Here is a 23,588-nt window from a genome sequence, read left to right as displayed (position 1 = left end):
TTCAGGCCTCGGCGTAGCCGGCCGGCTCGCAGGCGAACTCGGCCTGCGAGCGCACTTCCTGCAGCATGTAGCCGCGCCCGTAGGCGGCGCGCAGCACCAGTCCGCCGTCCTCCTGCAGCGCGAGCTTCTTGCGCACGCTGGCCGCGGCGATGTTGAGCGCGCGGGCGCCCTCGTGCGGCGGCCGCTTCCACAGCGCGATCCAGAGGAATTCGCGCGTCAGCAACTGGCCCAGGTGGCGGAACAGCATCAGCGCGAGGTCGAACTCGCGCGGATCGAGGCGCACCTCGCGCCCGCGCCGCAGCACCAGCCGTTCGTGCGCGAGCAGGCGGTAGTCGCCGCAGACCAGCTCCTGCGCTTCGGCGCTCGGCCGCGCCGGCGTGCGCGAGCGCGACAGCAGGGCGCGCAGGCGCCATTCGAGTTCGTGGTCGGCCAGCGGCAGCGGCGCGAAGTCGACCAGGCCGTGGCCATGGCACAGCGCCTCGACCGCGGGCGGCGTGCGCCAGGCCGAGTCTTCCGCGATCAGCAGCATCGGCATGCGTTGCAGCCGGCAGGCGGCCGAGAGGTCGGCCCAGGCGGTTTCGTGCTCGGGATGGAGCAGCAGCAGGTCGAAGCGCCAGCCGCCCTGCAATGCCTTGAGCAGGCCGGTGGCGCCGTGGAACGGCATCGCGCCGTAGCCGCGCCGCGCCATGCGCTGCGCGAGCGCCGCACCCCGGACGGCATCGCCGTCCACCACCGCCGCGCGCAGCGGTTCGTCTGCCCTGAGCATTCGCCATGCCTCCCGGTTGTTGATCGGATCGCGGATCCCGTGGATCTCGCGAGAGGCCGATCTTCGGCGGGAGGGTCTAGGCGTGAAAAACCAGAACCGGCGGAAAGTTAGTCCAATTGCTCCAACTTTTTTCGCGCGGCGAGGGGCGCCTCAGTTGCCGGCCCAGACGTCGAGCACGTAGCGCTGGTCCGCGATCATCCGGTCCATCCAGGCGGCGCTGTCCTGGCCGTGCTCGCGCGCGATGTCGGACAGCGCGCGCCGCACGTCGGGCTCCATGCGCGAGCCGTCGCCGCAGACGTAGACCACGGCACCGGCTTCGAGCAGCGCCCACACCTGCGCCGCCTGTTCGCGGATCAGGTCCTGCACGTAGACCTTGCGCTCGCCCGCGCGCGAGAAGGCGGTGTGCAGCTTCATCAGGCCGCGGTGCGACCAGGCCTTGAGCTCCTCGGCGTAAATGAAGTCCTGCTCGGGATGGCGGCAGCCGAAGAACAGCAGCGCCTCCCCGAGCGCGGTGCCGGCCTCGGCCTGCGCCGCGCGCTCCTGCAGGAAGCCGCGGAACGGCGCCAGCCCGGTGCCGGGGCCGATCATGATCAGCGGACGCTGCGTGTCCTCGGGCAGGCGGAAGCCCTCGGCCGTGGTCTCGCGCACCACGCCGTGCACCGTGTCGCCGGCCTCGGCGCGCGCCAGGAAGTTGGAGCACACGCCCTCGAAGGTGCCCAGGCCCGACCGCGCCGGACCGCTGACCACGCCCACCGTCACGCTGCACTTGCCGGGCGTCATCGTGGGCGAGGAGGAGATCGAGTAGTAGCGCGGCGACAGCGGCGACAGCATCTCGAGGAACACGGCGAACGGCACCTGGCAGGCACGGTGCTCCTCGAGCAGGTCGAGCAACGACTTGCGCTTGTGCAGCACCTCGGCCTTGTAGGCCGCCTGCGAGGCCTCGTCGCTGCCCGACAGCGCCACCAGCTTCGGCCGGGTGAACGGGCATTCGGTGTAGGCCGCGAGCGTGGCGATCTGCTTGCGCGTGGCCACGTCCTGCAGCTCGACATAGTCGCCCAGCAGGCGGTCGACCGCGATCACCTGCTCGACCGGCAGCGCCGGCTTGCGGCCCGCGATCGCATGCAGCCGCACGTGGGCCGTGCGGTCGAAGCCGAAGCGCGCCATCGCGCGCTCGACCTGCCTCGGGCTGTTGCGCGGCACCACGCTCAGGTGGTCGCCGGCGCGGTAGACCAGGCCCTCGGGCAGCATCAGCTCGACGTGGCGCGTGGAGCGGCCGGCCTCGCCGCCGGCACCGTGCTGCAGCTCGCGGTTCTCGATCACGCGCAGCGCCACCGCGCCCAGCGCGTCGACGATGGCGTTGTTCTGCGGCGGCGGCAGTTCCTCGAGCGTGTAGAGCGGCTCGCTCTGCGCGGGCGTGTCGGCACCGGTCTTGATGTCGAAGGCCTTCACCAGCTCGGGCCACAGCGCGTCGCTCCAGTCCTGGAAGGCGCCATCCATGTCCTCGCGCGCATCGCCCTCGCCGCGCGGATGCACGCGCGTGGCGCCCAGCGCCTCGAGCCGCTCGTCGATGCGCCGCGGCACCGCCTGGTAGGTGGCGGCCCAGTCGGTGTTGCCGCAGCCGAAGACGCTGAAGCGCACGCCGTTGAGCGCGTCGTCGGCCTTGTCGAGCCAGCGGTGGAACTCGGCCGCGTTGTCGGGCGCCACGCCGTTGTACGAGGCGCAGACGATGGCCACCGCGCCGTTGGCCGGCAGCCGCTCGGCGTAGTCGTCGAGCGAGGCCAGCTGGGTCGAGAAGCCGCGTGCCTCGCCGGCCTCGGCGAGCTGGCGCGCGAGGTCCTCGGCGGTGCCGAGGTTGGAGCCCTGCAGCACCAGCAGCGAGGTGCCGTGGCGCGCGGCCTGCGGCTTGCGCGCCGCCGGCTGCACGGGCTGCACCGGCGCGGCGGCCGCGTCGTTGATGTTGCCGCGCGGGCGCGTCGCCGGGTCGCGCAGCAGCGCCTTGATCCTGAAGCCCTCGGGCTTGATGGTCAGCGCTTCCTTGATCTTGAGCTTGTAGCCGGTGTGGTCGACCAGGTTGAAGCGCTGCAGGATCATGCCCAAGGTCAGCACCGCCTCCTGCAGAGCGAACTGGCGCCCGATGCACGCGCGCTGGCCGTTGCCGAAGGGCTTGAAGGCGTTGACCGGCCGCTCGCGCTCGGCCTCGCGGCTGAAGTTGTCGGGATCGAACTGGTCGGCGTTCTCGCCCCAGATGCCCTTGTCGCGATGCAGCGCCAGCGCATGCATGATGACCATGTTGTTCTTCTTGATCGTGTACTGGCCACCGATCTGGGTGTCTTCCTTCGCGCGCATCGAGATCGCGGGCGCGGTCGGGAACATGCGCAGCGACTCCTTGAGCACCTGCATCACGTACTGCAGCCGGTTGACCTGCGCGTAGGTGGGCTTGAGCGAGGTGTCGGGCCCGAACACGTTGTCGACCTCGGCCTGCGCCTTGGCCAGCGCCTCGGGGTTCTTCAGCAGGAAGTAGATGGCGAACGAGAGCAGGCCGCTGGTGGTCTCGTGGCCCGCGATGAGGAATTCGATGCACTCGTCGCGGATCATCTTGTCGGTGAGCTGCTCGCCGCTCTTCTTGTCCACGCCCGCGATCATGTAGCTCAGCAGGTCGGGCTTGGTCGCGATGTCGGCACCGCTCGCGCGCCGCTCCTCGATGATGTCCTCCACCATCTTGTGCATGTAGCGGATGTCCTTGCGCTGCTGCGCCAGCTCCTTCTTGAGCATCAGCTCCTCGAGCGGCAGGCCGCGCCGGTTCTGCACCGTCTCGAGCGTGCGCACCATCGCGTCGACGAAGGGATGGAAGCCCTCGCGGTAGAAGGAATTGAAGCGGTAGCCGAAGCCGCACAGGCCGATGGTGTCGAGCGTGAGCGCGGTCATGTCGCGCACCACGTCGACCTCCTCGTCGAAGTTCAGCCGCTCCCACTTGGTCACGAGCTGCCCCGCGATGTCCAGCATCATGGGGTGGTAGGCCTGCATCGCGCGCTGGCTGAAGTTGGCCAAGAGGATGTTGTGCGGCTTCGACCAGGTCTCCTCGTGGGTGTCGGAGGTGAACAGGCCGTGCGAGGCGGCGCGCAGCCGGCGCAGCGCGCCGCGCGTGCTCTTGTCGAAGCGCGCCTCCTCGCAGAGTTCGTCGACCAGCGCGGGCGACGACACCACGATCACCGGCATGCCCGGCATGTCGAGCCAGTAGATGCCGCCGAGCTCCTGGGCGATCTTCCACATGTCCAGCACCGGGGAGTCGGAGCCGATCGACAGCAGGTTGCCCACGAAGGGCTTCTTGGCGGGATGGGGGATCGGGTGGAGCGAGTTCTTGCCTGCCATGGTCTGGATGTTGTGCTTCTGCGGGAGACGGCCGCGGGGCGCGCCGAGGGGGACGACCACTGGAGTATCGAAGCGGCTCCCCCGGCGGCAGGACGGGGTTTCCCTTAGCAAATGTCAGGGCGCGAGACGGCGCCGGCCGCCGCATGGCGAGGCCGGGAACCCGCACGTATTCGGGTTTTCATCACGCCTCATTGTTGGGCATACGCACGAGAATTGTTCAACAATAAATTCAAAAGGCCAGAAACCGACGCAGAAGTTGTTCATTTATTTGGCATGGGCCTTGCATTGAAGGGGCAGGCCGGGGGACTGGCCTGGACCCGCCGTTTCGCTTCCACCCATCACCGGTCACGTCACTTTCTCGAGGAGTCCCGTTCATGTTCCGTCAGTCTTTCGCCGCACTCGCGCTCTCCTGCCTCGCCGCCTCCGCGCTGGCCCAGACCAAGTGGGACCTGCCCACGGCCTACCCGGCCAACAACTACCACACCGAGAACATCGCCCTGTTCGCCAAGGACGTGGAGGCCGCCACCGGCGGCAAGCTCAAGATCACCGTGCATGCGAACGCCTCGCTGTTCAAGGCGCCCGAGATCAAGCGCGCGGTGCAGAGCAGCCAGGCCCAGGCCGGCGAGATCCTGCTGGCCAACTTCGCCAACGAGAACCCGATCTACGCGCTCGACGGCGTGCCCTTCCTGGCCACCACCTACCCCGAGGCGAAGAAGCTCTACGACGCTTCCAAGCCCGCGATGGAGAAGCTGCTCGCCGCGCAAGGCATCAAGGTGCTGTTCGTGGTGCCGTGGGCGCCGCAGGGCATCTACTCGAAGAAGGAAGTGGCCTCGGTGGCCGACCTGCGCGGCATCAAGTGGCGCGCCTACAGCCCGGCCACCGCCAAGATCGCCGAACTGATCGGCGCGCAGCCGGTGCAGATCCAGCAGGCCGAGCTCAGCGCCGCCATGGCCACCGGCGTGATCGAGAGCTACATGAGTTCGGCCTCCACCGGCTACGACACCAAGACCTACGAGAGCCTGAAGAACTTCTACGACACCAAGGCCTGGATCCCGAAGAACGCGATCCTCGTCAACGCCAAGTCCTTCGACGCGCTCGATGCCGCCACCAAGGCCGCCGTGACCAAGGCCGCGGCCGATGCGGAAGCCCGCGGCTGGAAGGTCGCGGTCGAGAAGAACGACGAGTACAAGCGCCTGCTGGCCGAGCGCGGCATGAAGATCCACCAGCCCTCGGCCAAGCTCGACACCGACATGCGCCAGGTCGGCGGCATCATGCAGGCCGACTGGCTCAAGGCCGCCGGTGCCGATGGCGCCGCGATCGTCGACGCCTACAAGAAGAACTGATCGTGCGCCGCTTCCTCGATCGCCTGTACGACGGTGCAGGCGCGCTCGGTGCGTTCTGCGTGTTCCTGATCTTCGTGCTGATGATCGTGGCCGGCGTGGGCCGACAGATGAACTGGCACGTGAGCGGGCTCAACGACGTGGTGGCGTGGCTGTGCGCGGCCGCGGCCTTCTTCGCGATGGCCCATGCATTCCGCCACGGCGACTTCGTGCGCGTCACGCTGCTGCTCGAGGCCGTGCCCGAGAAGATGCGCCGCGCGCTCGACGTCACCTGCCTGCTGATCGCGGCGGTGTCGGTGGCCTACCTCACCTACTGGGCCACCAGCTTCACCTGGGAGAGCTACGAGTTCGCCGAGATGGCCACGGGCCTGGTCGTGATCCCGATCTGGATTCCGCAATCGACCTTCGTGATCGGCTGCTGGCTGCTGCTGATCGCCATGGTCGACGAGCTGGTCGGCGTGCTGCGTGGCCACAAACCCAGCTACCAGCGCGCGGTCGAGGAACGACACGCCGCCGGCGATTTTTCTTCCGAAGTCTGAGCCTTCCATGATCGAAACACTCCTCATCGGCGCCCTGCTGCTCGTCATCATGGTGGTGCTGCTCGCGGGCGGCGTCTGGATCGCGATGACGCTGGCCATCGTCGGCTGGATCGGCCAGGCCTTCTTCACCAACACGCTGCCCGGCAAGAACCTGTTCTCGGCCTTCTGGGAGTCGAACGCCTCGTGGGAACTGGCGGCGCTGCCGCTGTTCATCTGGATGGGCGAGATCCTGTTCCGCACCAAGCTCAGCGAGCAGATGTTCGACGGCCTGCGGCCCTGGCTCAACAACGTGCCGGGCCGGCTGATGCACACCACCATCCTCGGCTGCGGCGTGTTCGGCTCGGTCTCGGGTTCGTCCGCCGCGACCTGCGCCACCATCGCCAAGGTCGCGCTGCCCGAGCTCAAGCGCCGCGGCTACAACGAGAAGCTGGCCATCGGCTCGCTCGCCACCGCCGGCACCCTCGGCATCCTGATCCCGCCCTCGATCACGATGGTGGTCTACGCGGTCGCGGCCGATGTCTCGATCATCCGCATCTTCCTCGCCGGCTTCCTGCCGGGCTTCCTGCTGATGCTGCTGTTCTCGGGCTACATCGGCTGGTGGAGCCTGCGCAATCCCGACAAGGTGCCGCCGGCCGACCCGCCGACCACCTTCATCGAGAAGATCCGGCTCTCGGGCAACCTGATCCCCTGCGCGCTGCTGATCGTGTTCATCGTCTGGGTGCTGGTCGCGGGCTGGGCCACGGCCACCGAATGCGCGGCCTTCGGTGTATTGGGTTCGCTCGCGATCGCGGCCTGGGGCCGCAGCCTGACCTGGAAGAACTTCAGCGACGGGATCATGGGTGCCACGCGCACCAGCTGCATGATCATGTTCATCCTCGCGGGCGCGGCCTTCCTCACCAAGACCATGGCCTTCACCGGCATCCCGCGCGAACTGGCCGAATGGGTCGACGGCATGCACCTGTCGCCCTATGCGCTGATCAGCGTGCTGGTGCTCGTCTACCTCGTGCTCGGCACCGCGCTCGACGGCATCTCGATGATCGTGCTGACCAGCGCGGTGGTGCTGCCGATGATCCAGAAGGCCGGCTTCGACCTCGTGTGGTTCGGCATCTTCGTCGTGCTGCTGGTCGAGATCGCCGAGGTCACGCCGCCGGTGGGCTTCAACCTCTTCGTGCTGCAGAACATGACGGGCAAGGACAGCAACGTGATCGCCAAGGCGGCGATCCCGTTCTTCTTCTGCCTCGTGCTGTGCATCGCGCTGGTCACCTTGTTCCCGAGCATCGTGACGATATTGCCCAACGTCTTCATGGGCGTGGAGCGGTAGCGCCGTCTCACCATGAAGCGGACTCTCACGACCAAGGATGTGTCGACCGCGGCAAACGCCGCTCGGCTGCGTGCTGGCGACGCCGCGATCACGCGCCGAGGCTTTGCCTTGCTGGCCTGCGCCGGGGCGGCCTTGCCGCAGGCGCGAGCCGCCACGGTCTGGCGGCTCGCGACCGGCTACCCGGCGGAGAATTTCCACACCGTCAATCTCATGACGATGGCCAAGGATGTCGAACTCGCGACGCAAGGCCGGTTGCGCATCGACGTCTTCCCGAAGAACGCCCTCGTCGCGCTCAACGACATCCGGGCCGCGGTGCAGGCCGGAAAGATCGAGGCCGGCGAGACGATCATGAGCAGCCTCATCGCCGAGATGCCGATCGCCGGCGCGGATTCGGTGCCCTTCATCACCGACAGCTATGCCGATGCGCTGCGGCTCTGGCGCATTCAACGGCCGTTGATCGAGCGTGCCTTCGAGCAGCGCGGCATGCGCGTGCTCCATGCCGTGGCATGGCCTCCGCAGGGCCTGTTGTCGGTGCGGCCGCTCGCCAGCATGAGCGACCTGCGCGGCATGCGGATGCGAACCTACAACACGACCACCGCGCGCATCGCGACGCTGATGGAGGCCGTGCCGGTCGATGTTCCGGCCACGGAGCTCGACAAGGCGCTGGCCGAAGGGCGCATCGACTGCATGCCGACCTCCGCCGTCACGGCCATGGAAAGCCGCGCATGGCAGTCCATGCACTACTTCTACGAGATCAACGCGTGGTTCCCGAAGAACATCGTGTTCGTGCATGCGAAGGCATGGAGCGCGCTGGATGCCTCGAGCCGGCAGGCGCTGCAGGCCGCCGCAGCATCGGCCGAGACGCGCGGCTGGGCCGCGAGCGAGGCGGCCGCCGCGCGATCGATGAACGAGCTGCGGCGCAACGGCATGAAGATCGAGGCGGCATCGTTTCTCTTCGGCCGCGATCTCAAGCGCCTCGGGGAGCGCTTCTCACGAGAGTGGATCGAGCGCGTGGGCGCGTCGGCCAACGACATCTTCATCCCCTACTTCACCAGGTAGGAATGCGATGCGGGACCCAGGTGCGCTGCGAGTGCGTCCTCAAACGCTCCAGCCCGAATCGTTGATGTGCCGCGCGTACACCGCGAGCACGATGCGTTCGGAATGCACGAGGTAGTCGTTGAGCGCCGCGGCGGCGCGGGCGAATTCGCCGGCCTCCGCGAGCGCGAGGATGTTCTCGTTCATCTCGACATAGGGCGCGTGCAGGAACTCGGCGTCGCGCAGCAGGCCGAAGGCCAGCCGCAGTTCGGCCAGCACCGAGCCGAACAGCAGGTTGAGCCGCTCGCTGTCGGCGAGCTCGACCACGGCCATGTGGAAGGCCATGTTCGCGGTGCCCACGCCGAGCCAGTCGCCGCCGTCGCGGCAGGCCTTCGCGCGATCGACCGCCTCGCGCATCTTCTTCTTCGCGGGATGGCGCGGGTAGGCCTGCGCGAGCGCCTGGCACTCGATCAGGCGACGCACGCGGTAGATGTCGATGATCGACGCGATGCTCGGGATGACCACGAACACGCCGCGGTTCGGCGCGTGCTTCACGAGGCCGTCCTTGGCGAGCATGCGGAACACCTCGCGCAGCGTGTTGCGCGAGATGCCGAGGCTCTCGCTCAGCGACTGCTCCGACAGGCGCTCGCCGGGCATGAACTCGCCCTGCGTGATCTTCTGCCGCAAGGCTTCGGCCATGCGCTCGCTCAAGGCCTGGGCAGGGGGAGTCAGCGGTTCGGAAGCGGCGGAGGTCATGCGGATGGGGGATGTCGGGGGTGAGGGGTTTTAGCAGATTCCGTTCCTCGCGCCGCGCCGCCCCACGCCCTGGATCAGGGTTTGCCCCTGCAAGTCGGCATGCATATTGCTCAACTGATTGATTGAATTGTTCAACAATCAAATAAACTTCGTTCCAACAAAACGGCCAGATTCGAGTCGATTCCATGTTCTCCATGCGCCTTCCGAAGCCCTCCCTCCCGCGCCCGGCCCGGCGTGCCCTTCTGTCGGGCACCGCAGCGTGAGCGCCGCGCCGGGCCGCCCCAAGCAAGCTCGCACCGCAGTGCGAAGCACGAAGGTATTCCAATGAGCGCGCTGGATCTCAACAGCGACCTGGGCGAGAGCTTCGGCGCCTGGCGCATGGGCGACGACGCGGCGATGCTCGGCATCGTGAGCAGCGCCAATGTGGCCTGCGGCTTCCATGCCGGCGACGCGGCCGGCATCCTCGACACCCTGCGCCATGCCAAGGCCCATGGCGTGGCGGTCGGCGCCCACGTGTCCTATCCCGACCTCGCGGGCTTCGGCCGCCGCGCGATGGCGATGGGCAGCGCCGAGCTCGTGGCCGACGTGATCTACCAGATCGGCGCGCTGCAGGGCCTGGCCCGCGCCGCGGGCACCTCGGTGCGCTACGTCAAGCCGCACGGTGCGCTCTACAACGCCATCGCGCACGACGAGCGGCAGGCGCGCGACGTGATCGCCGCCCTCCGCGCGATCGACGACCGGCTCTGGCTGGTCGGTCTCGCCGGTTCGCCGCTGCTCGGCTGGGCACGCGCGAGCGGCCTGCGCACCGTCTCCGAGGCCTATGCGGACCGCGCCTACCGCGCCGACGGCACGCTGGTGCCGCGCAGCGAACCGGGCGCGGTGCTGCACGACGCGCGGGCGGTGGCGCAACGCATGCTGCGGCTGGCCACGCACGGCGAGGTCGAGGCCATCGACGGCAGCACGCTGCGGCTGCAGGCCGATTCGGTTTGCGTGCATGGCGACAGCCCGGGCGCGGTGGCGATGGCGCGCGAGGTGCGCGCCGCCTTCGAGCGCGCGGGCGTCGCGGTGCGGGCCTTCGCGCGCGAGGACGACGAGCCGGCGGGAGCGCCGCGATGATGCGTTTCCTGCCCGTCAACCTCGACGCGCTGCTGGTCGAGCTCGACGACCTCGCGCAGACGCTCGCGCTGCTGGCCTCGCTGCAGGCCGAACCGATCGAGGGCATCGAGGAACTGGTGCCGGCCGCGCGCACGATCCTGGTCCGCTTCCGCCCCGGCGCGGTCACGCACGAGGCGCTCGTGCGGCGCATCGGCGCGCGCCGCCTCGACGGCACGGTCGAGCGCGCGGGCCGGCGCATCGAGATCCCGGTCGACTACGACGGCGAGGACCTCGACGAGGTCGCGCGGCACCTGGGCCTCGCGCGCGAGGAGGTGATCCGCCGCCACACCGGCCACGACTACACCGTGGCCTTCACCGGCTTCGCGCCGGGCTTCGCCTACCTGAGCGGCGGCGACCCCAGCCTCGACGTGCCGCGCCGCGCCACGCCGCGCACCCGCATCCCGGCCGGCGCGGTCGCGCTCGCGGGGCGCTTCAGCGGCGTCTATCCGCAGGCCAGCCCCGGCGGCTGGCAGATCATCGGCGTGACCGCCACGCCGATGTGGGACCTGGCCCGCGCGGAGCCCGCGCTGCTGCAGCCGGGCTACACGGTGCGCTTCATCGATGTCTCGGGGCAAGGCGCGCCAGCCATCGCGCCACCGGTTCCAGTCGCGCCGCCATCGGCCACGCACGAAGGGCCCGCCCTCGAGATCCATGCCACCGGCCTGCAGGCGCTGTTCCAGGACCTGGGCCGCCACGGGCTCGCGGGCCAGGGCGTCTCGGCCTCGGGCGCGATGGACCGCGGCGCGCTGCGCACGGCCAACCGCCTCGTGGGCAATGCCAGCGACGCGGCCTGCATCGAGATCGTCGGCGCGGGTTTCCGCTTCAGCTGCCGCGGCGATGCGGTGCTGGCCTTCGCCGGTGCCGACGTGCCGCTGCAACTGCGCAGCGCCGGCGGCGCGCGCTGGACGGTGCCCGTGGGCGAGGCGATCGCGCTGGCCGATGGCGACAGCCTCACGGTCGGCGAACCGCGCGCGGGCCTGCGCAGCTACCTCGCGGTGCGCGGCGGCTTCGAGCTCGCGCCCGTGCTCGGCAGCGCCGCCACCGACACCCTGGCGCACATCGGCCCGCCGCCGATCGCCGCCGGCGACCGGCTGGCGCTGCGGCCGGTGGCGCGCGGCGCCGTCGTCGGCCTGCCCGATGCGGCGCCGCGCGCGCTACCGACGCTGCACGAGGAGGTGGTGCTCGACGTGGTGCTGGGCCCGCGCGCCGACTGGTTCACGCCCGAGGCGGTCGCGCTGCTCGCGAGCCAGCACTGGACCGTCACGCCGCAGTCCAACCGCGTCGGCCTGCGGCTCGCGGGCGAGACACCGCTGGCGCGCCGCGACACCGCCGAGCTGCCCAGCGAGGGCACCGCGCTCGGCGCGATCCAGGTGCCGCCGAGCGGCCAGCCCGTGCTGTTCCTCGCCGACCATCCGCTGACCGGCGGCTACCCGGTGATCGGCGCCGTCGCCACCCACCATCTCGATCGCGCCGGCCAGATCCCGGTCGGCGCGCGCCTGCGTTTCAACCCGGTGCGCGCCTTCGACGCGCACTGCCTCCCCGTTCCTTCCTCCGACACGCCATGAAGAAAGTCCTGATCGCCAACCGCGGCGAGATCGCCGTGCGCATCGCGCGCGCCTGCGCCGACTACGGCGTGCGCTCGGTGGCCGTCTACGCCGATGCCGATTTCGACGCGCTGCACACGCGCGTGGCCGACGAGGCCCATGCGCTCGAGGGCACGCGCCCGGCCGACACCTACCTGGCCATCGACAAGCTGCTGGCCGCGGCCGCGCGCAGCGGCGCCGACGCGGTGCATCCGGGCTACGGCTTCCTCTCGGAGAGCGCGGCCTTCGCGCGCGCCGTGATCGAGGCCGGCCTGTGCTGGATCGGGCCGCCGCCTTCGGCCATCGAGGCGCTGGGCGACAAGGTGCAGGCGCGCCGCATCGCGCTCGAGGTCGGCGCGCCGCTGGTGGCCGGCACGCCGGCGCCGGTGCGCGACGCGCAGGAGGTGCTGGCCTTCGCCGAGGCGCACGGCCTGCCGATCGCGATCAAGGCGGCCTTCGGCGGCGGCGGCCGCGGCCTCAAGGTCGCGTGGCGGCTCGACGAGGTGGCCGAGCTCTACGAATCGGCGGTGCGCGAGGCCGTCACTGCCTTCGGCCGCGGCGAGTGCTTCGTCGAGCAGTTCCTCGACCGGCCGCGCCATGTCGAGGCGCAGGTGATCGCCGACACGCACGGCCGCGTGGTGGTGCTCGGCACGCGCGACTGCTCGCTGCAGCGGCGCAACCAGAAGCTGGTGGAGGAGGCGCCCGCGCCCTTCCTGAGCGACGCGCAGCGCGAGCGCATCCACCGCGCCGCGCACGACATCTGCGCGCGCGCGGGCTATGTCGGCGCCGGCACGGTCGAGTTCCTGCTCGGGCCCACGGGCGCGATCTCCTTCCTTGAGGTCAACACGCGGCTGCAGGTCGAGCATCCGGTGACCGAGGAAACCACCGGCATCGACCTCGTGGTCGAGCAGCTGCGCATCGCCGACGGGCTGCCGCTGTCGGTCAGCGAGACGCCCGCGCCGCGCGGCCATGCCTTCGAGTTCCGCATCAACGCCGAGGACCCGGGCCGCGGCTTCCTGCCCACGCCCGGGCCGGTGCGCCTGTTCGAGCCGCCGTCGGGGCCCGGCGTGCGCGTCGACACCGGCGTGGCCTCGGGCTCAAGCGTGCCGGGCAGCTTCGATTCGCTGATGGCCAAGCTGGTCGTCACCGGTGCCACGCGCGCGCAGGCGATGGCACGCGCGCGCCGCGCGCTGCGCGAGTTCCGCATCGAGGGCGTGGCCTCGGTGCTGCCGTTCCACCGCGCCGTGGTCGAGGCGCCCGACTTCGTGGCCGAGGACGGCTTCAAGGTCCACACGCGCTGGATCGAGACCGACTTCGCGCAGCCGCTGGCCGCGGCCGTGCGCGCCGAGCCCGTGCGCGATGCCGCGCTGCTGCGCACGGCGGTGGAGATCGACGGCCGCCGCGTGACGCTGGGCCTGCCGCCGGCGCTGCTGCGCGGCATCGGCGATGCGCCGGCCGCGCCGTCGTCATCGCCGCAGCTCGAGGAGGCCGCCGACCCCGCCGCCGTGGCCGCGCCCATCACCGGCACGCTTCAGGCGTGGACCGTGGACGAGGGCGCGCTGGTCGCGCAGGGCGACCCGATCGCGGTGATGGAGGCGATGAAGATGGAGGTGCAGGTCGTGGCCCACCGCGCGGGCCGGCTCGCGCGGCTGGCGGCGGGCGCGGCGCCGGTGGTGGCGGGGACGACCATCGCGCGCATCGGCTGAGGGCTCAAGGGCGCACCATCTTGCAGTCGGTGCCCTGCGCCAGTTCGTTGCCGCTGTAGACCGCGTCGGTGCGGAAGCCGTAGTTCGTGCCTTCCCAGCCGAGCTTCACGGCCTTGCCGTCGACCGGCGCGATGGTGTTGACCACCTGCGGCAGCAGCAGCTGGTGGTCCTCGCCGCGCATGCGCACCGGGCCGACCACCGAGTCGTAGCTCAGGTCCTCGAGCGCGCGCGCCACCTTCACGGTGTCGGTGCTCGCGGCCTTCTCGATCGCGGCCGCGAGCAGGCGCGGCGTCATGTCGATGCGCGGCGCGAGGAAGTCCTTGCCGGTCTTGGCCTTGTAGGCCTTGGCCAGTGCATCGACCTTCGGCGTGCCGGCCTGGCCCGGATGCCATTCGGCGACCCAGGTCAGCTGGCCCAGCTTCGCCTGCGACACCGCCGTGACCGTGCCCGGCACCGAGCCCGCGCTGTGGTTGAAGTAGCGCAGGTCGTAGCCGGCATCGCCCGCGGCCTTGAGCAGCAGCGTCATGTCCTGGCCCCAGTTGCCGGTGATGACCGAGTCGGCGCCGCTCTGCTTGATGTTGGCGATGTAGGGCGAGAAGTCCTTGACCCGGCCGATCGGATGCAGCGCCTCGCCGACGAACTGGATGTCGGGCCGCGCCAGGCCCACGAGCTGGCGCCCGTAGCTGGCCCACTGCTTGCCGTGCGCGTAGTCCTGGTTCAGCAGATAGACCTTGCGGATCTCGGGCGTCTTCTTGATGTAGTTGGCCAGCGCCTTCATCTTCATCGCCGTGTTGGCCTCCGTCTGGAAGTGCCAGAAGCTGCAGGCCTTGCCGGTCATCTCGGGATCGATCGACGAGTGGTTGAGCACCAGCAGCTCCTTGCCCGGGTTGCGCTGGTTCCAGCGCGCCACCGCCTGCACCAGCGCCGTCACCACCGAGGAGCCCGAGCCGCCGGTCACGATGGCCTTGGCGCCCTGGTCGATCGCGGCCTGCAGCGCGCTCTGGCTCTCCTGCGCCGAGAGCTTGCTGTCGAACTGCAGCAGCTGCAGCTTCGTGCCGCCGAGCACGCCGTCCTTCGCGTTGATCTCCTCGATCGCGTACTGCGTGTGCATCAGCATCAGCTCGCCGACGTTGGCGAAGGGGCCCGAGAGCGGGTCGATGTAGGCGAGCTTGTAGGTCTGCTGGGCCTGCGCGGTGCCGGCGGCAGCGGTGGCGATCAGGCAGGCGAGCGCGAGCCGCGCCAGGGGCGCCGGGTGGAACTTCATGGTGTGTCTCCTGGGATGGGGGGTCAGTGGCCGGTGCGCAGCCCGATCACGCGGCTCGCGAGCTTCGTGAGCTCGGCCACCACCTCGTCGGGCGAGAGCCGTCCGCCCGGGCGGTACCAGCTGTAGAGGAAGCCCGGCAGGCTGCAGGCCGCGAGCGCGGTGATCTTGGTCTCGTCGAAATCGAGGTCGCCGTCGCGCCGCGCCTGTTCGAGCAGCGGGCACAGCAGGTCGTAGAAGTGGTGCGCGAGCTTCTTCTGCGCGGCCAGGTACTCGGGCCGGTAGACCTGCGGTTCGCGGTACGGGAAGAACGCAGCCGGATGGTGCGCCACGGTGGCGCGGATCAGCCGCTCGATGCCCTCGAGCACCTTCTCGCTCGCGCGGCGCGGATCGTCGGCCGCGAAGTCGAGCGCGGTGAAGCAGTCGACCGCGGGGCGCCACGAGAGGGTTTCGAAGATCTCCTGCTTGTCGCGGAAGTAGTAGTAGACGAAGGGCTTCGTGACACCGAGCGCGCGCACGATCTGCGCCATGGTGGTGTTGGCGTAGCCCTGCGCCGCGAACAGCTGCGTGGCGGCTTGCAGGATGCGCTCGCGCTGCAGGTCGGTGCCCTGCGTGGCGGCACGCTGGCGGCCGGTGCCCTGCGGCAGGTCGGGGCGCGCCGTGAGGGCAGTGGCCTCCGTCGCATGCGCCTCGTGCATGCCCTGCATGCCTGGCACGCGTGGAGGATCGTCCTGCTCCGCGCGCGCCTTGCGCCCAGAGGGTTTGTGCCGTGTCGCGGAAGTTATACCCATGGGTAGGATTGTTCGTGCACCATCCGGCGATGGCAAGCGCCCGCCAGGCGCGAGCGGCTATCGATAACCCTGAGAAAGTGACGCCATGGAGACAACCGACGAACCCTTGCTGCGCGCGCTCCCGCCGCGCGCGCAACAGCCGCTGCACGACTACCTGCGCGCCCATGCGCGCGAGCGCGGCGAGCATCCGGCCTGCCACTGGTACGGCCATGCGATGAGCTGGCGCGAACTCGACCGCGCGAGCGACGCCTTCGCCGCGCGGCTGCAGGTCCTGGGCGTGCGCAAGGGCGAACCGGTGGTGCTGTTCCTCAACAACTGCCCGCAGTACCTGGTGGCGCACTTCGGCATCCAGAAGATCGGTGCCATCGTCTGCCCCAGCGGCCCGCTCAACAAGGAGCACGAGCTCGCCTACCAGGTCAACGACCTGAAGGCGCGCGTGATCGTGGCGGCCGCGCCGCTGCTGCCGGTGGTCGAGAAGGTGAAGCCCGGGAGCGCGCTCGAACACGTGTTCGTCGTGCACTACGCCGACCTCTTGCCCAAGACGCCCGAGACGCCCGCGCTCGACCTGCCGGCCGAACTCGCCGCGGAGCGCAACGCCGAGCGCACGGTGCCCGCGGGCTGCGAGGACTTCCTCGCCGTCATGAACGCCGATGCAAAGCCACAGCCGGTGGCCATCGACATGGACGACGTCGCGCTCATGACCTACACCTCGGGCACCACCGGCCTGCCCAAGGGCGCGATGCTCAGCTACGGCAATGCGCTCTTCAAGACCCGCGCCGCGGCCGACTGCAACGGGGTCGGGCCCGACGACGTGCTGCTGTCGATCGCGCCGCTGTATCACATCGCCGGCATGCTGATGGGCGTGAACGTGCCGGTGCTCACGGGCGCGGCCTCGGTGCTGCTGCACCGCTTCGATCCGCGCGCGGCGCTGCAAGCGATCGCGCGCCACAAGGTGAGCTGGTGGTACAGCATCGCGCCGATGAACGTGGCCTGCATGCAGCTGCCCGACATCGCGGGCTTCGACCTCGCGAGCCTGCGCATGAACCCTGTCACCAGCTTCGGCATCGCCTTCACCGAGCCGCTGGCCGCGCAGTGGCGTTCGCATGCGCCGAACTGCACCTCCTTCGAGGCCGCCTACGGCCTGAGCGAAACCCACACCTGCGACACCTACACGCCGCGCCATGCGCCGCGCTGGGGCACGCAGGGCGTGGCGGTGCCGGGCGTGACGATCCGCATCGTCGACACGGAAACGCAGGCCGACATGCCCACCGGCGAGGTCGGCGAGATCGTGCTGACCAGCCCGGGCTCGTTCAAGGGCTACTGGAACAAGCCCGACGCCACGGCCGCCACGCTGCGCGACGGCTGGGTGCACACGGGCGACATGGGCAAGCTCGATGCCGAGGGCTACCTGACCTTCATCGGCCGCTTCAAGGAGATGATCAAGGTCTCGGGCTACAGCGTGTTCCCCGAGGAGGTCGAGACCATCCTCATCAAGCATCCGGCGGTGGCGCAGGCCGCCGTGATCGCGCAGCCCGATCCCGAGAAGGGCGAGGTGGTCAAGGCCTTCGTGGTGCGCAAGCCCGGTGCCGAGGTCGCGGCCGAGGCGCTGATCGCCTGGTCGCGCGAGAACATGGCGAGCTACAAGGCGCCGCGCTTCGTGAGCTTCATCGATGCATTGCCCACCACCGGCGCCGGCAAGGTGCTGCGCCGGCTGCTCAAAGACAAGAACTGAAAGACCCCGCGTGTTTTCCAAAGTCCTGATTGCCAACCGCGGCGAGATCGCCGTGCGCCTGGTGCGCGCCCTGCGCGACCTCGGCATCGCCAGCGTGGCCGTGCATGCGCGCGACGATGCCTCGGCCCTCCACGTGCAGCTGGCCGACGTGGGGCTCGCGCTCGACGCGACCGGGCCCGCGGCCTACCTCGACATCGGCGCGCTGATCGCGGCCGCGAAGGCGCAGGGTTGCGACGCGGTGCATCCGGGCTACGGGTTCCTCAGCGAGCGCGCCGACTTCGCGCAGGCCTGCGCCGATGCGGGGCTGGTGTTCATCGGGCCCACGCCCGAGCAGCTCGCGCTCTTCGGCGACAAGGCGCGCGCGCGCGAACTGGCCACGCGCTGCGAGGTGCCCGTGATGCCCGGCAGCGCGGGCGCGGTGACGCTCGCGCAGGCGCAGGCCTTCTTCGCCGAGCAGCAGGCGCAGGGCGCGGGCCTGATGGTCAAGGCCATCGGCGGTGGCGGCGGGCGCGGCATGCGCGCGGTGCTCGAGGCGGGCGAACTGGCCGAGGCGCATGCGCGCTGCATGTCGGAAGCGCGCGCGGCCTTCGGCATCGAGGGCGTGTACGTCGAGCGGCTGATGCGCGATGCACGCCACATCGAGGTGCAGGTGCTCGGCGACGGCCAGGCCGTGGCCAGCCTCGGCGAGCGCGAGTGCACCTTGCAGCGGCGCTTCCAGAAGCTGGTGGAGATCGCGCCCAGTCCCTCGCTGCCCGAGGCGCTGCGCGCGCAGCTCACGCAGGCCGCGCTGCGCATGGCGCGGGCCGTGGGCTACCGCGGGCTCGGCACCTTCGAGTTCCTGGTCGACGCGGCCTCGGCCACGCTGCCCTTCGTCTTCATCGAGGCCAACCCGCGGCTGCAGGTCGAGCACACGGTGACCGAGGCCGTGACCGGGCTCGACCTGGTGCAGTTGCAGATCGCGGTGGCGGCCGGCGAATCGCTGGCCGCGCTCGGCATCGAGGCCGACCGCACCGCGGCGCAGCGCGGCTTCGCGCTGCAGTGGCGCATCAATGCCGAGACCCTCGATGCGCAGGGCCACGCGCGGCCCTCGGGCGGCACGCTCGCGCGCTTCGAGCTGCCCGCCGGGCTCGGCGTGCGCGTCGACACGCATGGCTATGCGGGCCTCGCGCCCTCGCCGCACTACGACACGCTGCTGGCCAAGCTGATCGTGCATGCGCCCTCGGCGCGCTTCGCCGATGCGCTGCGCCGCTCGCTGCGCGCGCTCGACGAGTGCCGCATCGAGGGCATCGCCACCAACCTGCCGCTGCTGCGCGCGGTCGCCGCGCGGCCCGAGTTCGCGACGCAGGCGGTGCACACGCGCTTCGTCGAGGCGCACCTGGGCGAACTGCTGGCGGCTGCAACGGCCTTCGAGAAACGCGCGAAGGAGATCGCGCCGGTCGTCGCGCAGACGGCGGCCTCCGCGATCGATGACGTGGATGATGGCCTCACGGTCAAGGCCCCGATGCCCGCGAAGCTGGTGCAGTTCGAGGTCGCGGTCGGCGACGTGCTGCCCGCGGGCGCGCAACTCGGCGTGCTCGAGGCCATGAAGATGGAACACCTGCTGCATGCGCCCACCGCGGGCCGCGTGGTGGCGCTGCTGGCAGCGCCGGGCGACTACCTGGTCGAGGGCCAGTCGCTGCTGCGGCTGGAGGCGGTCGACGCGCAGGCCGTGGACACCGAGGCGCGCGCCGCGCACGACCTCGATGCGATCCGGGCCGACCTCAGGAAGGTCATCGACCGCCATGCGTTCACGCTCGACGAGAACCGCCGGGCGGCCGTCGACAAGCGCCATGCGCAGGGCGGGCGCACCGCGCGCGAGAACATCGCCGACCTCTGCGACAGCGCGGCCGACCCCGGCAACTTCATCGAGTACGGCGCGCTCGCCATCGCGGCGCAGACGCGCCGCCGCACGCTCGAGGACCTGGTCGCGAACACGCCGGCCGACGGCATGGTGACCGGCATCGGCAGCATCAACACGAGGCAGTTCGGCCCCGAGAAGTCGCGCTGCGCCGTGCTGGCCTACGACTACACGGTGCTGGCCGGCACGCAGGGCATGCGCAACCACCACAAGACCGACCGGCTGCTCGCGGTGGCGCACCAGCTGCGGCTGCCGGTGGTGCTGTTCGCCGAGGGCGGCGGCGGCCGGCCCGGCGACACCGACATGCCGATCGTGGCGGGCCTCAACAACCACACCTTCAGCCAGTTCGCCGCGCTCTCGGGCAAGGTGCCGGTGGTCGGCATCGTGCATGGCCGCTGCTTCGCGGGCAACGCGGCCTTGCTGGGCTGCGCCGACGTGATCATCGCCACGCGCGGCAGCAACATCGGCATGAGCGGCCCCGCGATGATCGAGGGCGGCGGCCTCGGCACGTTCGCGCCCGAGCAGATCGGGCCGAGCAGCGTGCAGTCGCGCAACGGCGTGATCGACATCCTGGTGGAGGACGAGGCCGCGGCGGTCGCGGCCGCGAAGCAGTACCTGTCGTACTTCCAGGGCCCGGTCGCCGACTGGCAGTGCGCCGACCCGCGCGCCTTGCGCCACGTGGTGCCCGAGAACCGGCTGCGCGTGTACGACGTGCGCGCCGCGATGCGCGGCGTGGCCGACACCGGCTCGCTGCTCGAGCTGCGCGCGGGCTTCGGCGCGGGCATCGTGACCGCGCTCGCGCGCATCGAGGGCAGGCCCGTGGGCCTGATGGCCAACAACCCGCACCACCTGGGCGGCGCGATCGACGTGGAGGCAGCCGACAAGTCGGCGCGCTTCATGCAGCTGTGCAACGCGCACGGCCTGCCGATCGTCTCGCTGTGCGACACGCCGGGCTTCATGGTCGGCCCCGAGATCGAGGCGCAGGCGCAGGTGCGCCATGTCTGCCGCATGTTCATGGTGGCCTCGCACCTGCGCGTGCCCTTCTTCGCGGTGGTGCTGCGCAAGGGCTACGGCCTGGGCGCGCAGGCGATGACGGCCGGCGGCTTCGACGCGCCGGTGTTCACCGTGGCCTGGCCCACGGGCGAGTTCGGCGCGATGGGGCTCGAGGGCGCGGTGCGGCTGGGCTTTCGCAAGGAGCTCGCCGCGGCCGCCGAGGGGCCCGAGCGCGATGCGCTGTTCAAGCAGCTGGTGGCGCAGCAGTACGAGAACGGCGAGGCGATCCACATGGCGCAGACGCTGGAGATCGACGCGGTCATCGATCCCGCGCAGACGCGCGACTGGCTGGTGCGCGGGCTGGCCTCGGCCACGCGGCCCCACGAGGCGCCGGCGACCTACGTAGACACCTGGTAACCAGGCGGCAGACCCTGTCGCGCGAAGTGGCACGGCGGCTCCGTACACTTTGGCGCTTTCGCTTGACGGGGCATGACGCTGGTTTCACAAGGATTCGCCAGGCGGGCGACGGGCATGTTGTGCCTGGCGCTGTTCGCCGTTTTCGCGCACGCCGCGCCGCCCTCGGAGGCGGCCGCGCCCGCTGCTCCGGCCGCCGCCGAGCGCTGGATCGCCAGCTGGGCCGCCGCGCCGCTGGATTTCCGGCAGCTCGCGCCAGCGGGCACGCCGCCGCCGGTGGCGCCCGATGACCGTGCCTCCTCCGGCCTCACGCTGCGCCATCAGTTGCAGCCCAGCGTGGGCGGCTCGCGCGTGCGCGTGCGTTTCTCCAACCGCTTCGGCACCGTGCCGCTGCAACTGAGCGCCGCGACCGTGGCGCGTGGCACCGGTGGCGGCGCGATCTCGCCGACTTCATTGCGGCCGCTGCGCTTCGACGGCCGCCCGGGCCTCGCGATCGCGCCCGGCGCCGAGGCCTGGAGCGACGGCGTCGACTTCCCGGTCGAGGCCGGGCAGACGCTGGTGGTCAGCAGCTACTACGAGCGCGCCGCGCCGCTGTCGACGGTGCATCTGCAGCCGAGCAACGCCAGCTGGATGTCGAACGGCAACGCGGTGGCGGCGCCGCGCCTGCCCGATGCGCAGCGGATGCCGGCCAATGCCTTCGTGACCGGCGTGGACGTCTGGGCCGCGCGCGAGATCCGCACGGTGGTGGCCTTCGGCGATTCGATCACCGCGGGCGCGCTCGACGGCGAGGGCGGCGGCAATTCCTATCCGCACCAGCTGGCCACGCTGCTGCGCAGGAGTCCGGGCCCGGACGCCGCGCGCGAGGTGGCGGTGCTCAACCTCGGCATCGGCGGCAACCGGCTGCTGCATGGCGGCGCGGGCCGCAGCGGCCTCGTGCGCTTCGGCGACGACGTGCTGGGCCAGAGCGGCGTCACGCACGTGATCGTGCTGCTGGGCACCAACGACATCGGCCGCACCGCCTTCATCGGCCTGCCCGGGCAGGCGGTGGCCGCGAGCGAGATCCCCACGCCCGAGCAGTTGCAGGCCGGGCTGCAGCAACTGGTGCGGCAGGCGCGCGAGAAGGGCGTGAAGGTGCTGCTGGGCACCATTCCGCCGTTCGGCGGCTCGCCGTACGGCAACGAGCACACCGAGGCGCTGCGCGCCGCGGTCAATCGCTGGATCCGCGGCCGCCAGGACGTGGACGCGGTGGTCGACTTCGACGCCGCGCTGCGCGATCCGGCGCGACCGCTCGCGCTGCTGCCGGCCTACGACAGCGGCGACCATCTGCATCCCAATGCCGCGGGCCTCACGGCCATGGCCGGCGCGGTCGATCTGCAGGAATTGCGGGAATAGGCCTACACGCGTCGGCGGCCGCCTGCAGGCGGCGCGCCGGGCGCCGCGTCACAGCTCTACACAAGATTTCGCGTGGCGCTTACAGGCGGTTCACAAGGCACCGGCAGCATGAAGGCTCCTCCAACAACTCATGGAGCCTAGCCATGAAGAAACTCGCAGCCATCGCTTTTTCCGTCGCCGCCACCTCGCTGTTCTCGGTGGGCGCGCTCACGCTGCCGACGGCCGCCCAGGCGCAGCCGGTGGTCACCATCCAGGTGCCTCCGCCGCCGCCGCGCTACGAGCGGGTGCCGCCGCCGCGCCGCGGCTATGTCTGGGCCCCGGGCCACTACGAGTGGCGTGGCGGCCGCCACGTATGGACCAACGGCGTCTGGGTGCGTGCCCGCCCGGGCTACGCCTACCGCGCGCCCGAATGGCGCCAGGAGGGCGGCCGCTGGGCCTACAGCGCCGGCCGCTGGGACCGCGACGGCGACGGCGTGCCGAACCGCTACGACCGTCGGCCGAACAATCCGAACCGCAACTGACGCGGCCGGCATGAAAAAGCCCCCGGGGCGACCTGCGAAGGCCGCCCCGGGGGCTTTGTTCTTTCCGGGCGACGCCCGCTCAGCGGAACACGACCGTGCGATGCCCGTTGAGCAGCACCCGGTGCTCGCTGTGCCACTTCACCGCGCGCGCCAGCACCTGGCTCTCGGTGTCGCGGCCGCGGGCCGTGAGGTCCTCGACGGTGTCGGTGTGGTCGGCGCGCGCCACGTCCTGCTCGATGATCGGGCCCTCGTCGAGGTCGGCCGTCACGTAGTGGGCGGTGGCGCCGATCAGCTTCACGCCGCGGTCGTGCGCCTGGTAGTAGGGCTTGGCGCCCTTGAAGCTCGGCAGGAACGAGTGGTGGATGTTGATCGCGCGGCCGGCCAGGCTCTGGCACAGGTCGTTGCTGAGGATCTGCATGTAGCGCGCCAGCACCACGAGCTCGGCGCCCTCGGCCTCGATGATCTCGAGCTGCTTGGCCTCGGCCTGCGCCTTGGTCGCGGCCGTCACCGGGATGTGGTGGAAGGGCACGTTGTAGCTGGCGGCCAGCTGGTAGAAGTCGCGGTGGTTCGAGACGATCGCGCGCACGTCGATGGCCAGCAGGCCGCTCTTCCAGCGGAACAGCAGGTCGTTGAGGCAGTGGCCTTCCTTGCTGACCAGGATCACCGTCTTCATCGGCTGGGCGGCGGCCTGCAGTTGCAGGGTCATGCCGAAGCCCTGGGCGAAGGCGGCGAGCTGCTCGCGCAGCGCGGCCTCGCCATGCTCGGCGCAGGCGAAGCGCACGCGCATGAAGAACAGGCCCGTGTGGTGGTCGTTGTACTGAGCGGCCTCTTCGATGTTGCCGCCGCGCTCCAGCAGGAAGCCCGAGACGGCATGCACGATGCCCGTGCGGTCGGGGCAGGAGAGGGTGAGGATGTAGGCAGGGGTGGTGGTCATGGTCAGGGGCGTGATTGTCGCAGGGGTGCCAGAATGCCGTTCTCCCCGTCCGCCACGTCCCTTTTCCCCGGGGCGCCGGCCGT

The 23,588-nt window shown here is 70.6% G+C and carries 17 protein-coding genes; 11 read left to right on the top strand and 6 right to left on the bottom strand.

Annotated elements, in window-relative coordinates:
• Position 1: 1 nt before the first annotated feature.
• The gene (locus tag INQ48_28700) at positions 2–766 is read right to left on the bottom strand and encodes a response regulator transcription factor (protein QRF57228.1); all 765 of its coding nucleotides are present in this window, start codon (positions 764–766) and stop codon (positions 2–4) included.
• A gap of 150 nt (positions 767–916) precedes the next feature.
• Entirely contained in the window at positions 917–4,135 is a 3,219-nt protein-coding gene (locus INQ48_28695; protein QRF57227.1) for a cytochrome P450, read from the bottom strand.
• A gap of 374 nt (positions 4,136–4,509) precedes the next feature.
• On the opposite strand from INQ48_28695, the gene INQ48_28690 reads away from it, so the two are divergent.
• From INQ48_28690 to INQ48_28675, 4 genes are read left to right on the top strand one after another with little or no spacing between them, the layout of a single operon-like run.
• Positions 4,510–5,478, top strand: coding sequence for a TRAP transporter substrate-binding protein (locus INQ48_28690; protein ID QRF57226.1), 969 nt, complete (start codon positions 4,510–4,512; stop codon positions 5,476–5,478).
• A 2-nt stretch (positions 5,479–5,480) separates the two neighbouring features.
• On the top strand, positions 5,481–6,014 hold the full coding sequence (locus INQ48_28685) for a TRAP transporter small permease (GenBank protein ID QRF57225.1): 534 nt from the start codon (positions 5,481–5,483) through the stop codon (positions 6,012–6,014).
• Positions 6,015–6,021: 7 nt separating this feature from the next.
• The gene (locus INQ48_28680) at positions 6,022–7,335 is read left to right on the top strand and encodes a TRAP transporter large permease subunit (protein QRF57224.1); all 1,314 of its coding nucleotides are present in this window, start codon (positions 6,022–6,024) and stop codon (positions 7,333–7,335) included.
• A gap of 12 nt (positions 7,336–7,347) precedes the next feature.
• Positions 7,348–8,394 carry a TRAP transporter substrate-binding protein gene (locus INQ48_28675; GenBank protein QRF57223.1) on the top strand — a complete coding sequence of 349 codons (1,047 nt, stop codon included), beginning with the start codon at positions 7,348–7,350 and terminating at the stop codon, positions 8,392–8,394.
• A 39-nt stretch (positions 8,395–8,433) separates the two neighbouring features.
• On the opposite strand, the gene INQ48_28670 is transcribed toward INQ48_28675, so the two are convergent.
• On the bottom strand, positions 8,434–9,126 hold the full coding sequence (locus INQ48_28670; GenBank protein ID QRF57222.1) for a GntR family transcriptional regulator: 693 nt from the start codon (positions 9,124–9,126) through the stop codon (positions 8,434–8,436).
• Positions 9,127–9,450: 324 nt separating this feature from the next.
• Here INQ48_28670 and INQ48_28665 point away from each other — a divergent pair, with 324 nt between their 5' ends.
• From INQ48_28665 to INQ48_28655, 3 genes are read left to right on the top strand one after another with little or no spacing between them, the layout of a single operon-like run.
• The gene (locus INQ48_28665) at positions 9,451–10,242 is read left to right on the top strand and encodes a LamB/YcsF family protein (protein ID QRF57221.1); all 792 of its coding nucleotides are present in this window, start codon (positions 9,451–9,453) and stop codon (positions 10,240–10,242) included.
• Positions 10,242–11,846, top strand: coding sequence for a 5-oxoprolinase/urea amidolyase family protein (locus INQ48_28660; protein ID QRF60942.1), 1,605 nt, complete (start codon positions 10,242–10,244; stop codon positions 11,844–11,846). The genes INQ48_28665 and INQ48_28660 overlap by 1 nt, the downstream gene beginning before the upstream one ends.
• Positions 11,843–13,570: an ATP-grasp domain-containing protein gene (locus INQ48_28655; GenBank protein QRF57220.1), complete on the top strand. Its 1,728-nt coding sequence runs from the start codon at positions 11,843–11,845 to the stop codon at positions 13,568–13,570. The genes INQ48_28660 and INQ48_28655 overlap by 4 nt, the downstream gene beginning before the upstream one ends.
• A 4-nt stretch (positions 13,571–13,574) precedes the next feature.
• Here the strand turns inward: INQ48_28655 and INQ48_28650 are convergent, their stop codons facing one another.
• Positions 13,575–14,834: a branched-chain amino acid ABC transporter substrate-binding protein gene (locus INQ48_28650; protein QRF57219.1), complete on the bottom strand. Its 1,260-nt coding sequence runs from the start codon at positions 14,832–14,834 to the stop codon at positions 13,575–13,577.
• Positions 14,835–14,857: 23 nt separating this feature from the next.
• The gene (locus tag INQ48_28645; GenBank protein QRF57218.1) at positions 14,858–15,622 is read right to left on the bottom strand and encodes a TetR family transcriptional regulator; all 765 of its coding nucleotides are present in this window, start codon (positions 15,620–15,622) and stop codon (positions 14,858–14,860) included.
• Between the two features lie 109 nt (positions 15,623–15,731).
• On the opposite strand from INQ48_28645, the gene INQ48_28640 reads away from it, so the two are divergent.
• From INQ48_28640 to INQ48_28625, 4 genes are all read left to right on the top strand, one after another.
• Complete coding sequence (locus tag INQ48_28640) at positions 15,732–17,354, top strand: AMP-binding protein (GenBank protein QRF60941.1); 1,623 nt, start codon at positions 15,732–15,734, stop codon at positions 17,352–17,354.
• A 10-nt stretch (positions 17,355–17,364) separates the two neighbouring features.
• A complete protein-coding gene (locus tag INQ48_28635) occupies positions 17,365–20,661 on the top strand; it encodes a carbamoyl-phosphate synthase large subunit (protein QRF57217.1) in 3,297 nt (1,098 codons plus the stop codon).
• Positions 20,662–20,775: 114 nt separating this feature from the next.
• Entirely contained in the window at positions 20,776–22,050 is a 1,275-nt protein-coding gene (locus INQ48_28630; GenBank protein QRF57216.1) for an SGNH/GDSL hydrolase family protein, read from the top strand.
• Between the two features lie 143 nt (positions 22,051–22,193).
• Positions 22,194–22,571: a YXWGXW repeat-containing protein gene (locus INQ48_28625; protein QRF57215.1), complete on the top strand. Its 378-nt coding sequence runs from the start codon at positions 22,194–22,196 to the stop codon at positions 22,569–22,571.
• Positions 22,572–22,650: 79 nt separating this feature from the next.
• Here INQ48_28625 and purU read toward each other — a convergent pair whose 3' ends face one another.
• A complete protein-coding gene (purU, locus tag INQ48_28620; protein QRF57214.1) occupies positions 22,651–23,505 on the bottom strand; it encodes a formyltetrahydrofolate deformylase in 855 nt (284 codons plus the stop codon).
• Positions 23,506–23,588 lie beyond the last annotated feature (83 nt).

The sequence above is a fragment of the Variovorax paradoxus genome (assembly GCA_016806145.1).
In the GTDB taxonomy this organism is placed as follows: Bacteria; Pseudomonadota; Gammaproteobacteria; order Burkholderiales; family Burkholderiaceae_C; genus Variovorax.
The sequence above is the reverse complement of the archived record's forward strand: the minus strand, read 5'-3'. Positions and strand labels throughout refer to the sequence as shown.